At 54.6% G+C, this 11,378-nt stretch carries 13 protein-coding genes and 1 pseudogene; 9 read left to right on the top strand and 5 right to left on the bottom strand.

Annotated elements, in window-relative coordinates; all coding sequences use genetic code 11:
- Positions 1–322 (top strand): annotated as a pseudogene (locus ABJQ89_RS09570) (ferric reductase); the annotation flags it as partial.
- Here ABJQ89_RS09570 and urtE read toward each other — a convergent pair.
- The 5 genes from urtE to urtA form a co-directional block, all read right to left on the bottom strand.
- Positions 319–1,014: an urea ABC transporter ATP-binding subunit UrtE gene (gene urtE, locus ABJQ89_RS09565; protein ID WP_348496023.1), complete on the bottom strand. Its 696-nt coding sequence runs from the start codon at positions 1,012–1,014 to the stop codon at positions 319–321. The pseudogene ABJQ89_RS09570 and the gene urtE overlap by 4 nt on opposite strands.
- A gap of 3 nt (positions 1,015–1,017) precedes the next feature.
- A complete protein-coding gene (urtD, locus tag ABJQ89_RS09560; RefSeq protein WP_348496022.1) occupies positions 1,018–1,758 on the bottom strand; it encodes an urea ABC transporter ATP-binding protein UrtD in 741 nt (246 codons plus the stop codon).
- Positions 1,755–2,984 carry an urea ABC transporter permease subunit UrtC gene (urtC, locus tag ABJQ89_RS09555; protein ID WP_348496021.1) on the bottom strand — a complete coding sequence of 410 codons (1,230 nt, stop codon included), beginning with the start codon at positions 2,982–2,984 and terminating at the stop codon, positions 1,755–1,757. The genes urtD and urtC overlap by 4 nt, the downstream gene beginning before the upstream one ends.
- Positions 2,985–2,987: 3 nt before the next feature.
- Positions 2,988–4,943 (bottom strand): urea ABC transporter permease subunit UrtB, encoded by a 1,956-nt coding sequence (gene urtB / locus ABJQ89_RS09550; RefSeq protein ID WP_348496020.1) that lies wholly within the window; start codon positions 4,941–4,943, stop codon positions 2,988–2,990.
- 67 nt (positions 4,944–5,010) lie between these two features.
- Positions 5,011–6,291: an urea ABC transporter substrate-binding protein gene (gene urtA, locus ABJQ89_RS09545; RefSeq protein ID WP_348496019.1), complete on the bottom strand. Its 1,281-nt coding sequence runs from the start codon at positions 6,289–6,291 to the stop codon at positions 5,011–5,013.
- Positions 6,292–6,711: 420 nt separating this feature from the next.
- On the opposite strand from urtA, the gene ABJQ89_RS09540 reads away from it, so the two are divergent.
- The 8 genes from ABJQ89_RS09540 to ABJQ89_RS09505 all read left to right on the top strand — a co-directional run.
- Positions 6,712–7,515, top strand: a complete 804-nt coding sequence (locus ABJQ89_RS09540; protein ID WP_348496018.1) for an urease accessory protein UreD — start codon at positions 6,712–6,714, stop codon at positions 7,513–7,515.
- Between the two features lies 1 nt (position 7,516).
- On the top strand, positions 7,517–7,819 hold the full coding sequence (locus tag ABJQ89_RS09535; RefSeq protein WP_348496017.1) for an urease subunit gamma: 303 nt from the start codon (positions 7,517–7,519) through the stop codon (positions 7,817–7,819).
- Between the two features lie 12 nt (positions 7,820–7,831).
- The gene (locus ABJQ89_RS09530) at positions 7,832–8,005 is read left to right on the top strand and encodes a hypothetical protein (protein ID WP_348496016.1); all 174 of its coding nucleotides are present in this window, start codon (positions 7,832–7,834) and stop codon (positions 8,003–8,005) included.
- A complete protein-coding gene (locus tag ABJQ89_RS09525; RefSeq protein ID WP_348496015.1) occupies positions 8,002–8,310 on the top strand; it encodes an urease subunit beta in 309 nt (102 codons plus the stop codon). The genes ABJQ89_RS09530 and ABJQ89_RS09525 overlap by 4 nt, the downstream gene beginning before the upstream one ends.
- A gap of 43 nt (positions 8,311–8,353) precedes the next feature.
- Positions 8,354–10,096 (top strand): urease subunit alpha, encoded by a 1,743-nt coding sequence (ureC, locus tag ABJQ89_RS09520; protein ID WP_348496014.1) that lies wholly within the window; start codon positions 8,354–8,356, stop codon positions 10,094–10,096.
- A 9-nt stretch (positions 10,097–10,105) separates the two neighbouring features.
- Positions 10,106–10,558 (top strand): urease accessory protein UreE, encoded by a 453-nt coding sequence (locus ABJQ89_RS09515; RefSeq protein ID WP_348496013.1) that lies wholly within the window; start codon positions 10,106–10,108, stop codon positions 10,556–10,558.
- Positions 10,530–11,195: an urease accessory protein UreF gene (locus ABJQ89_RS09510; RefSeq protein WP_348496012.1), complete on the top strand. Its 666-nt coding sequence runs from the start codon at positions 10,530–10,532 to the stop codon at positions 11,193–11,195. The genes ABJQ89_RS09515 and ABJQ89_RS09510 overlap by 29 nt, the downstream gene beginning before the upstream one ends.
- Positions 11,192–11,378 (top strand): GTP-binding protein (locus ABJQ89_RS09505; protein ID WP_348496011.1); only part of this gene is annotated, 187 nt, incomplete at its 3' end. The genes ABJQ89_RS09510 and ABJQ89_RS09505, both read left to right, overlap by 4 nt.

Here is an 11,378-nt window from a genome sequence, read left to right as displayed (position 1 = left end):
GATATTCAGCCCGCCTGATGTCATCGATGCCCTCTTGTTCCGCTCGCCTACGCCCTTTTCCGCATGGGGCGTCATCGCAATGTGGGGTGTGTTCCTTGCAGCAGGGATGGCGGCATTTCGCAAACGCTTATCATTGCGGCCTCGCACTTGGCGGATTCTACATACCAGCGTAGTTTCAATCGTCGTTATCGGTAGCGTCGTGCACGCGATCTTGATCGTCGGCACAATGGGCACAGCATCGAAAATATTGCTCTGTCTCTTCACTGTTTTAGCGCTCGCCAAAACGGTATGGGAACTGAAATGCTGGGCAGGGCGGCGTTAAACCGACACGCCCTTAAGCACGTCTGCTTTGGAAATATCCGCTTTTGCACCCTCTAGAATGACCTCTCCACGACGCAACACAGCAAAGCGATCTGCCAATCCATAAGCAAATTCGAAATACTGCTCAACCAGCACAATCGCCATATCACCTTGATCGCGCAGCATGCCGATAACGTTGCCGATCTGTTGGATGATGTTGGGTTGAATGCCCTCGGTCGGCTCATCCAGAAGCAAAAGCTTTGGCTTGGTGATTAGCGCGCGCGCAATGGCGAGCTGCTGTTGTTGGCCACCGGACAAATCACCACCGCGCCGCGTTTGCATTTCCTTGAGCACGGGGAAGAGCTCAAAAATGCGGTCAGGAATAAAGTGTTCCTCAGTCGGCAAGCAGACAAAACCGGTTTCCAAATTTTCGCGCACGGTCATGAGCGGGAAGATTTCACGCCCCTGTGGCACGTAAGCGACGCCCATATGCGCCAGTTTATGGGCGGGCAGAACACCGACCTCTTCACCGTTCAAATACATTGCTCCGCCAGAACGGGGATGCGTGCCGGAAATAGCTTTGATCAAGCTGGTTTTGCCGACACCATTGGTACCCATGACGCAAGTAACTTCGCCCTGTGCGGCTTCCAACGAGATGCCATTCAAAATCTGTGAATGGCCGTAATGCAGGGTCAGGTTTTCAAGTTTCAACATCGCTTAACGTCCTAGATAAACGTCGATGACGTCTTGGTTTGAGGTCACGTGATCAAGGGTGCCTTCGGCCAGAACCGCGCCTTCATGCAGAACGGTGACCTTGCAATTGAGGCGGCGGATAAATTCCATATCGTGCTCCACGACGACCACCGCGCGGGTTTTCGCAGCTTCTAGCAAGATGTCCGTCGTATGCTCACGCTCTTCGGGTGTCATGCCAGCAGCAGGTTCATCGACAAGCAACAGGCGCGGCTCTTGCGCCAAGAGCATGCCGATCTCAAGCCATTGTTTCTGCCCATGGCTCAACTCACCAGACTTGCGCTTGAGCGCGTCAGTGAGGCCGATCTGCTCAGCCAAAGCGTCAACCTTATCCATATCTGAGCCATCGGGTTTGTAACGCAGAACGGCCATCCAACCCCGTGGCTTTTTCAATGCCATCAACAGGTTTTCCTGAACGGTTTGATCCTCAAACACGGTCGGTTTTTGAAATTTCCGTCCAACGCCCGCTTGGGCGATTTTGGCTTCGGACATACGCAGTAAGGACTGGGATTTTTCACCCCAAAGCACGTGGCCCGCGTCAGGTTTGGTTTTGCCCGTCACGATATCCATGAAGGTGGTTTTGCCCGCGCCGTTCGGCCCGATCACCGCGCGCAGCTCTGCTTCACCGATGCTGAACGAAAGGTTGTTGATCGCGCGAAAGCCGTCAAAGGAGACTGTGACGCCGGAGACTTCGAGTAGGGCGCTCATTTGCTGGCCTCCTGTTCTTGCAATGATCCTGCATCAGGACCGAGATCTGCACCGTGGCGTTCAGGTGTGCGGCGCTGTGTCCAAAGATCGACGAGTCCGCCCATGCCCTTTGGCGCGAAGAGTGTGACGCAGACGAAGGACAGACCGAGCAGCACCAGCCACCAATCGACCCACTTGATCGTTGCAAAGCCAAGTGGAATATCGGGCGCTTGCCCGCCTGTGAACCATGTGGAGAGGAGGCTCACCAAAGCTGCGCCAATGACCGCGCCATAAAGCCGACCACGACCACCGATAGCGACCCAAACTGCGAGATAGATCGATGCGATTGGTGCGATTTCAGCGGGGTTAATAATGCCCGCCTGCGGATAGTACAGCGCGCCAGCAATGGCGGCGATGCAAGCCGTTAGTGTGAAGATCGCGAGTTTGTAGGCCTCAACCGAGTAGCCAAGGAAACGCACGCGCGCTTCGTTATCGCGGATGCCGCGAATGACGGAGCCGAATTTGCCTGACACGATCCAAGCGGCGAGCACGTAGCCAAGCGCGAGCGCCAGCGCAGAGGCCCAGAAGAACCAGAGCGAGACGTCATCTTGCGAAGCTGTGACGCCCGGTAGGTTTTGCAGACCTGAAAGGCCGTTGTTGCCGCGAAGGCCACTGTCGTTCTGGAAGAGATAAAGCGCAAGCGCGAGCGTCATCGCTTGGGTCAGGATCGACAGGTACACGCCAGCCACACGGCTGCGGAAGGCAAGCCAACCGAAGACCAGAGCGAGCAAGCCAGGAATAACGAGGACCATGGTCAACTGTAGGAACAAGCTGTCTGCAAAGCCCCAGATCAACGGAAACTCGCTAGAGCCAACCACGCCGAAGATTTGATTGCCGATGGCATCAGATATCTCTGTCGCCGTTGCGGGTATTTCGCTTTGGGAGAGGGAGTCCACAACGATCAGACGCGTGCGTTCATACATCAGCCACATGCCAATCGCATAGCCACCCAGCCCGAAGAAGGCGAAATGCCCAAGGCTGAGGATACCTGCAAAACCCCAGATCAAATCCATCGCAACAGCAACAAGGCAAAGGCAGAGTGTTTTACCAAGCGTTTTGACAAAGCTTGTTGAAATGAAGCCCGATCCAGCCCCTTCAGAGAGGAGGGTCACACCAAGCGTAAAGAGCGCGAGTATGGCGAGGAAGATGAGAACCGATGGGTTCTTTGCAATAAAGGAACGTTGCATTGATTAATCCCCCGCCGCGCGACCTTTGAGGGCGATGATGCCTCGTGGTCGGAACTGGATAAAGATGATGATGAAGATGATCATATAGGTCTGCGCAGCCAGCGTGTTGGATGGGTTCATCCACTCGATGCCCTTTTGCAGGAAGCCAATCATGGCCGCGCCCGCAAGCGTGCCCCAGATGTTGCCAACGCCGCCCACAACCACAGTCATGAAGCTTTGCACGATGTAGTCCGAGCCAAGCTCGGAGGTCACTTTCGCAAAGAGACCAATGGCAACGCCAGCAACCCCCGCGATGCCAGAACCAAGACCGAAGGTCAGCATATTCACGCGGCCCGGGTTGATACCCATGGACGCGGCCATGCGCGGGTTTTGCGTCACGGCGCGTGTCTCAAGACCGAGGCGCGTGCGCTTCATGATGTAGAGGAAGACACAAAGGAAGAAGATCGCGAGGAAGAAGATCGCGATACGGATGTAACTGATCGATACCACGTCGTTCATGATCCAAGCGCCGTCGAGCCATGCAGGGGAGGTCAGAGGGCGCGCCTGCGTGCCGAAGATGTTCTTGGCGAGCTGTTGGAGCGCGATGGAGATACCGAAAGTTGCCAGCAGTGTTTCAAGCGGGCGGTTATAGAGCCAGCGAATGACGAGGCGCTCCATCGCAACGCCAGCGGCGAAGGTGACTGCAAAGGCCAATGGGATCGCGACGATGATCGACACCGTGTGATCGGGAATGATCTGCTGTACGACGTAACCTGTGTAGGCGCCCATCATGATGAATTCGCCGTGGGCCATGTTGATGACGCCCATGACACCGAATGTGATCGCAAGGCCGATAGCGGCAAGGAAATAGATAGAAGCGAGCGAGAGCGCATCGAGCATCAGATCGAAGCTCTGGTTCAGGCCAACTTTGCGCTCGATCTCTTTCAGCGCCTCTGTGGCCGCAGTGGTAACTGCGATGTTTGGATCGCTGAACGTATCAAAGAAAGTGTGCTGCTCAAGGTATTGCGTGACCTCGGCTTCGCTCACAAATGGCGGGGCAATTCCGGCATCTGCAAGCGCTTGATAGGCTTTGATGCGCGTTTCGTCGTTGTCCAATTGCGCGAGTGAAATACCACCAACGCGACCGCCCTCGATGTTTGCTGCGAGCACATCGCGGATGTCCGCAGGTAAAATGCGTGCAGGCGCGAGGTCTTTGCTCACCAGTAGATCGTAAGCCTCTTCCTTGGAAAATTCAGAGCTACCGGGCTTGAGAATTTCCGCGATGTTCATGCCTTCGGGCGCATCGCCTAGGACAACATCACGTTTGGTCGCGACTAATGGGTTCAGCGTCGCGCGCACGTCCACGCCAAGATCGCCAGACATATCGGTGATGGCGGCAATGCGTGCCTCAGGGTCTTCGTCATACCCCATTGTCAAAAGTCGCTCTAAGCGTCGTTTTTGGGTTTTCAGTGCGGCGTCTGGTTCAGCGTCGATAGAGGCCCGTAGCGGTGCCAACAAAGATGCATTCGGATCGCGTTCGATGGATTTCAGCGCATCTTCGCGCTTGGATTTATTGTCGTCGAGCAACTGGAACCGTACAAGAGCGGAGCTGATCAAAGCACGCACGCCGCTGTTGGGTTTGAGCTGTTTTACATCAGATTTGGGGAGCGTTTCGACAATCTCGCCGCTGTCGAAATCGATCAGGCGGATTTGTTTGTCTTCCGCAGTTTCCCCAATAAAAAAGAGATTGTCGGACTTGCGAAACCACATGTCCTTAGCGCCCCAAGTTTCGAGCACGCGCTGCGCTGCAGGCAGATCGCTTGCGGCAATGGCGTCGATGACAGGGCCGATTGTTTTGCGGGAACTCTTGGCGATGAGCGGCTGGTGTTCTTGCAAGAGGGGCTGAATGTCGCCGTCCTGTGCCGTGGCAGTAAAGCACGTCAAAAGCATTGCGAAAATCGCAAAGAAGAGCTGTTTCATGTCAGGGGATTCCGAGCAGAAGAAAGGGAGAGGGCCCAGTTAGGCCCTCTCCTGTTAGGTAAAGGTCTTAGTAGTTAGACAATGTCTGTACACATGTGCTTGTTTCAACGTTGTACATGCCGCAGTTCAGCTCTTTCCAGTCAGATTTCAGAACAGCAGACTCTGGGAGGAAGTCTGTCCAAGCGTCGCCTGGAACTTCTGATGTTTGAGAGATGATGTCGAACTGGCCGTCTTCTTGGATTTCACCAATCAGAACTGGTTTTGCCAGGTGGTGGTTTGGCAACATTACCGCTGTACCGCCTGTCAGGTTCGGATACTCTTGACCGTACATCGCTGTACGAACCGCATCGACGTCTGTGCTGCCTGCTGCTGTTGCAGCGTTCAGCCACATGTTGAAACCGATGAAGTGTGCTTCCATTGGATCGTTTGTGACGCGCTCGTCGCCCATCGCTGCTTTCCACGTTTCGATGAACTCAGCGTTCACATCTGTTTCTGCAGACTGGAAGTAGTTCCAAGCCGCCAAGTGACCAACAAGGTTGGATGTGTCCAGACCTGCAAGCTCTTCTTCACCAACAGAGAAGGCAACAACTGGGATATCGTCCGCAGAAACGCCTGCCGCTGCGAGCTCTTTATAGAAGCCGATGTTCGCGTCGCCGTTGATTGTGGAGATCACGCCAACTTTTTTACCGTCTGCGCCAAGCGCTACAACGTCAGCAACGATCTTGGACCAGTCAGAGTGACCGAAAGGCGTGTAGTTCACGAAGATGTCGTCTTCTGCGATGCCTTTACCTTTGAGGTAGCTCTCAAGAATGTTGTTTGTTGTACGTGGGTAAACGTAGTCTGTGCCGAGCAATGCGAATTTTTCAACGCCGAGTTCGTCGAGGAAGTAGTCAGTCGCTGGGATCGCTTGCTGGTTCGGAGCGGCACCAGTGTAGAATACGTTCTTGGAGCTTTCTTCGCCTTCATACTGAACAGGGTAGAACAGCAGGCCGTTCAGCTCTTCGATGACAGGAAGAACAGATTTACGGGAAACTGATGTCCAGTTGCCGAAGATCACGTCAACGTCGTGTACTGTCAAAAGCTCACGTGCTTTTTCAGCAAACAGTGGCCAGTCGGATGCAGGGTCAACAACAACGGCTTCGAGTTGCTTGCCCAGAAGGCCGCCTTTTGCGTTTTGCTGATCGATCAGCATCAACATTGTGTCTTTCAATGTTGTTTCAGAAATCGCCATTGTGCCGGACAAAGAGTGCAGAACGCCAACTTTGATTGTGTCGTCTGCAGCCATGGCAGCTGTGGAAAGCGTTGCAAAGACCATTGATCCTGCGAGCGTGGATTTCAGGAAGTTCATTATGTTCTCCTAGCGAAGGACAGGCCGAATGACTTGCGTATAAACGCCGTCTTCCTATACCTATTCCTCGCAACTGTTGTTTGTTGCAAAAGTGTGGCGGCTGGTTCGAGGTCCAATTCGTTTAGTCGTCACACACCCACCAATTTCGGTTGCCCGTTTGAGAAGGTGCCCAATGAATTCGGTAGCCAAGGCGGTTTGGCAAATCTTATGGCGCTTATTTTTGCGAAGCTCCGGTGGGTTAGCTTAATATTTGTGCGGTGCGGTTGTGATTTGCCTAAAATATAACCGAAAGGACTGTGTTTGGACGCTGCTTTGCGCATTCTATTGGCACTTGGAACGTCTAAGCCTCACAAAAAGATCAATAAATAGAACGAGGGTTTGGGAATCATACACGGCGCCGACATATCTAAGGCTGCGACTTTGGCTGTTCAGCCAAGGGCGATAGGCAATGTTGTCGTAAGTGCCAAATCGAGCGCGACGGGATCGGTGCTAGATCAGTTGCGTCAGTCTGGCTCTTCCAAAGTTCTATTTCCACGCTCGGCTGCTAAACGTTTTGAAACAGTGATCTTGAACACTGCCGGCGGCGTAACGGGTGGGGATCGGTTCTCTGTCTCTGTCGAGGCTGGCGCTGATACTGTGGTGACCGCAAGCACGCAAGCATTTGAGAGGGCATATAAAGCGCAGCCCGATCAAATTGGGCGCATCAACAACCAACTCAAAATTGGCTCGAATGCGCGGATGAATTGGCTGCCGCAAGAAACCATACTGTTTGATGGCTCATCCATTGAGCGTCGCTTGATGGTGAAGATGGCGGCGAATGCGTCCTTTCTGATGGTTGAACCTTTGGTCTTTGGGCGCGCTGCGATGGGCGAGGTGCTCCGCCATGCGACGTTTAAGGATCGCATAGAGATCACCCGCGACGGCGTGCCGATCTATTTAGATGCGATGACGCTCAAGGGCGATATTCATGCGCATCTTGCCAACCCATTCGTTGCCAACGGCGCGGGTGCGATGGCCTCTGTTGTTTATGTGGGCCGCGATGCTGAAGCGCATCTTGCCCCGCTTCGTGATTTGTTACCCGAAACCGCGGGCGCGAGCCTGATCCTTGAAGATGTGCTCGCCTTGCGCCTGCTCGCCGAGGACAGCTTTGCGCTCCGCCAAACTCTAATCCCTGTGCTGCACCGCTTGAACAATGGTGCGTTACCTCGATGCTGGACGATATGATATGAACCTGACCCCCAGAGAAAAAGACAAACTGTTGATCGCGATGGCGGCCGAAGTCGCGCGCAAGCGATTGGCGCGCGGTGTGAAACTGAACCATCCAGAAGCGATTGCGCTGATCACGGATGCGGTTGTCGAGGGCGCACGCGATGGACGCTCTGTCGCGGAAATGATGGAAGCGGGCGCAGAGGTCGTGCGCGCGGATCAGTGCATGGATGGCATCGCCGAGATGATCCACGACGTGCAAGTCGAGGCCACGTTCCCTGATGGAACCAAGCTTGTCACAGTTCACAAACCTATTCGCTAAAGGAGCCTGCGCATGAAAGTTGTTCTGCCCCTCCACACAACAATCACGACAGGTTCGACCACCGTTCCTGCCGAACCCCATATGCATCCACATGCGTCTGATGACTCTGGTACATCGATGTTGATTGTTGGATTGATCTTAGCCGGCGCCGCAGTGGCCGCCCTTGTAGGAGCACGTCGCAAATGATCCCTGGAGAACTTATTCCCGCAAGCGGTGATCTTACCCTTAACGAAGGCAAGGATGTGATCACCCTTATGGTTGCCAATACAGGGGATCGCCCCGTGCAAGTGGGCAGTCACTATCATTTCGCCGAAACCAATCCTGCGCTCGACTTTGATCGTGACGTCGCACGCGGCAAGCGTCTTGATATCGCCTCTGGCACAGCGGTTCGTTTTGAACCGGGTCAGCGCCGCGAAGTGTCGCTGATTGATCTGGGCGGCGATCGCAAGGTCTATGGATTTAATCAAAAAGTTATGGGCGCGCTCGACTGATCCTTTGATCTGAGCCCCAAGAAATGACGTCAGGGAGAACACAATGCCTGCAAAGATAGCCCGCGCCGATTACGCCGCGATGTTTGGCCCAACCACGGGTGATAAGCTGCGCCTCGCAGATACCGATCTGATTATTGAGGTCGAACGCGATTTGATCACTGAACGCAGCGGCGATGGTGCAAATGCGCCGCGCTATGGTGAAGAGGTGAAATTCGGCGGCGGTAAAGTCATCCGCGATGGCATGGGTCAAAGCCAAGCCACCCGTGCGGAGGGCGCTGTTGATACGGTCATCACCAATGCGTTGATCGTGGATCATTCCGGCATCATCAAAGCAGACGTCGGTCTGCGCGATGGCCGGATTGCCAAGATTGGCAAGGCAGGCAACCCTGATACGCAAAGCGGTGTTGATATCATCGTCGGCCCCGGCACAGAGGTGATCGCAGGGGAGGGACGTATCCTCACTGCTGGCGGCTTTGACAGCCACATCCATTACATTTGCCCACAACAGATTGAGGATGCGTTGCATTCTGGTCTGACAACGATGCTTGGCGGCGGCACAGGCCCTGCGCACGGCACATTGGCAACGACCTGCACGCCTGGTCCTTGGCATTTGGGCCGTATGTTGCAATCGGCGGATGCTTTCCCGATGAACCTTGCCTTTGCGGGCAAGGGCAACGCGTCGCTACCAGCCGCGCTAGAGGAACAAGTTCTTGGCGGTGCCTGCGCGCTGAAGCTACATGAGGATTGGGGCACAACCCCCGCGACCATCGATTGCTGTCTGTCTGTTGCCGATGCAATGGACGTTCAGGTGATGATCCACACCGATACGCTCAATGAAAGTGGCTTTGTCGAGAACACTGTCGCGGCGATGAAGGGCCGGACCATCCACGCCTTCCATACCGAAGGGGCAGGTGGCGGTCACGCGCCTGACATCATCCGCATTTGCGGCGAAGAACATGTTCTTCCATCCTCAACAAACCCGACGCGCCCGTTTACGGTGAACACGTTGGAAGAGCATCTGGATATGCTCATGGTGTGTCACCACCTCGATAAGTCTATTCCCGAAGATGTCGCCTTTGCCGAAAGTCGCATTCGACGCGAAACCATTGCTGCTGAAGATATCCTGCACGACATGGGCGCGTTTTCGATCATCGCGTCTGACAGTCAGGCTATGGGCCGTGTTGGCGAAGTGTTGATCCGTACATGGCAGACTGCCGATAAGATGAAAAAGCAGCGCGGTCGTTTGTCTGAAGAAACAGGTGACAACGACAACTTCCGTGTGCGCCGCTACATTGCGAAATACACGATCAACCCTGCGATTGCGCATGGGATTTCTCATGAGATCGGCTCGATCGCCGAAGGTAAACGCGCGGATTTGGTTCTTTGGGATCCTGCCTTCTTTGGTGTGAAACCTGAGATGGTTCTGATGGGCGGCTCTATCGTCATGGCGCAAATGGGCGATCCGAATGCCTCCATTCCAACGCCGCAGCCGGTCTATTCACGTCCGATGTTTGGTGCTTATGGTCGCTCCCTTGAAAATTCTGCTGTGACCTTCGTCAGCGCCGCTGCGCAGGACGATGGCATAGGCGAACGCCTTGGCCTTGCCAAGCAAACGGTCGCGGTGAACAACACGCGTGACATCGGCAAATCCGATTTGCTGCTGAACAATGCAACACCGCAGATCGAGGTGAACCCGGAAACCTATGAAGTGCGCGCAGACGGTGAATTGCTCACTTGTGAGCCCGCGAAAGAGCTGCCGATGGCGCAGCGCTACTTCATGTTCTAAGGGGCGATCATGACGCAACCAAGTCTCATCGCACGCGGCTATCATGATCACGCGCACGGCTCTACCTTTGCGCGGGTTTCGCTGGATTACGAAGGCCGTTTTCTGCGCCGCAAAGTGGTTCATACGGATGACGGACAGCCGCTACTGGTGGATCTACCAAAAACAACGTCCCTTAATCATGGCGGCGTTTTGGTGCTCGATGACAAACGCGAAGTTCTTGTCGTCGCTGCCGATGAAAAGCTGCTCGAAGTGACGGCGGACGATCTTGTGCGCGTGGCATGGCATATCGGCAATCGACACACGCCTTGTCAGGTGGAAAAGGACCGTCTGTTGATCCAGCGCGATCATGTCATTCGCGATATGCTCGGAAAAATTGGCGCAGAGGTGCGCGACGTTTTCGAACCATTCAAGCCGGAGGGCGGTGCTTATGGGCATGGACGAACCCACAGCCATGCCCACTGAGCTGGACGTCTTAACCCTGACGCAATGGTTTTCACCGAGCTTCCCAATCGGCGGCTTTGCCTATTCACATGGATTGGAATGGGCCATCGAAACCGGGGATGTGCACGATGCACGCAGTGCTCAGACATGGATTGCTAATGTCTTGCAAAATGGCGCTGGGTGGAACGACTGTTTGTTTATTGCAGCGGCGTACAAATCAGAGGGCAGCGCTGACATTCGCCTGCTTGATGCAAAGTGCCGTGCTTTCGCCGCCTCGCGGGAGCGTCTCAAAGAAACTGATCTGCAGGGCGAGGCGTTTTGCGCCGTTATCTCTGATGTTTGGGCGCGCGATTTGCGCGGGCTAAGCTACCCTGTCGCCGTCGGTCGCGCCGTGAAATTGCAAGACTTGCCTCTCGGCACTGCTACGCTGATGTATCTGCATAGTTTCCTGAGCAATCTGGCTGCGGTGGCGATGCGGCTTGTTCCGCTTGGGCAGACTGAAGGGCAACGGTTGATCAACGATCTAAAGCCGATGCTCGTGGATATCGCGCGCACCGCTGTTGATGGGGATTTGGATGATCTTAATTCAACCAGCTTTCTCGCAGATGTCGCCTCTATGAAACATGAAACCCAGTATTCGAGGATTTTCCGAACGTGACCCAGATGAACGGACCGCTTCGCGTTGGTATCGGAGGCCCTGTTGGGGCTGGCAAAACTACTTTGACCGCCGCGCTGAGCGAAGCCCTGCGTTATAGCCATTCCATTGGCGTGATCACCAACGACATTTACACGCAAGAAGACGCGGAAGCGCTAATGCGCATGCAAATCCTGCCACAAGACC

It is taken from the genome of Planktotalea sp. (genome assembly GCF_039984035.1).
Classification (GTDB): Bacteria; Pseudomonadota; Alphaproteobacteria; order Rhodobacterales; family Rhodobacteraceae; genus Planktotalea.
The sequence above is the reverse complement of the archived record's forward strand: the minus strand, read 5'-3'. Positions and strand labels throughout refer to the sequence as shown.

What these genes read in the sequence shown, in the direction of transcription:
- ABJQ89_RS09530 (WP_348496016.1), top strand. Translation starts at nt 7,832, where the DNA reads ATGAAAGTTGTTCTGCCCCTCCACACAACAATCACGACAGGTTCGACC.
- urtD (WP_348496022.1), bottom strand. Translation starts at nt 1,758, where the DNA reads ATGAGCGCCCTACTCGAAGTCTCCGGCGTCACAGTCTCCTTTGACGGC.
- ureC (WP_348496014.1), top strand. Translation starts at nt 8,354, where the DNA reads ATGCCTGCAAAGATAGCCCGCGCCGATTACGCCGCGATGTTTGGCCCA.
- urtA (WP_348496019.1), bottom strand. Translation starts at nt 6,291, where the DNA reads ATGAACTTCCTGAAATCCACGCTCGCAGGATCAATGGTCTTTGCAACG.
- urtC (WP_348496021.1), bottom strand. Translation starts at nt 2,984, where the DNA reads ATGCAACGTTCCTTTATTGCAAAGAACCCATCGGTTCTCATCTTCCTC.
- urtE (WP_348496023.1), bottom strand. Translation starts at nt 1,014, where the DNA reads ATGTTGAAACTTGAAAACCTGACCCTGCATTACGGCCATTCACAGATT.
- ABJQ89_RS09525 (WP_348496015.1), top strand. Translation starts at nt 8,002, where the DNA reads ATGATCCCTGGAGAACTTATTCCCGCAAGCGGTGATCTTACCCTTAAC.
- ABJQ89_RS09515 (WP_348496013.1), top strand. Translation starts at nt 10,106, where the DNA reads ATGACGCAACCAAGTCTCATCGCACGCGGCTATCATGATCACGCGCAC.
- ABJQ89_RS09535 (WP_348496017.1), top strand. Translation starts at nt 7,517, where the DNA reads ATGAACCTGACCCCCAGAGAAAAAGACAAACTGTTGATCGCGATGGCG.
- urtB (WP_348496020.1), bottom strand. Translation starts at nt 4,943, where the DNA reads ATGAAACAGCTCTTCTTTGCGATTTTCGCAATGCTTTTGACGTGCTTT.
- ABJQ89_RS09510 (WP_348496012.1), top strand. Translation starts at nt 10,530, where the DNA reads ATGGACGAACCCACAGCCATGCCCACTGAGCTGGACGTCTTAACCCTG.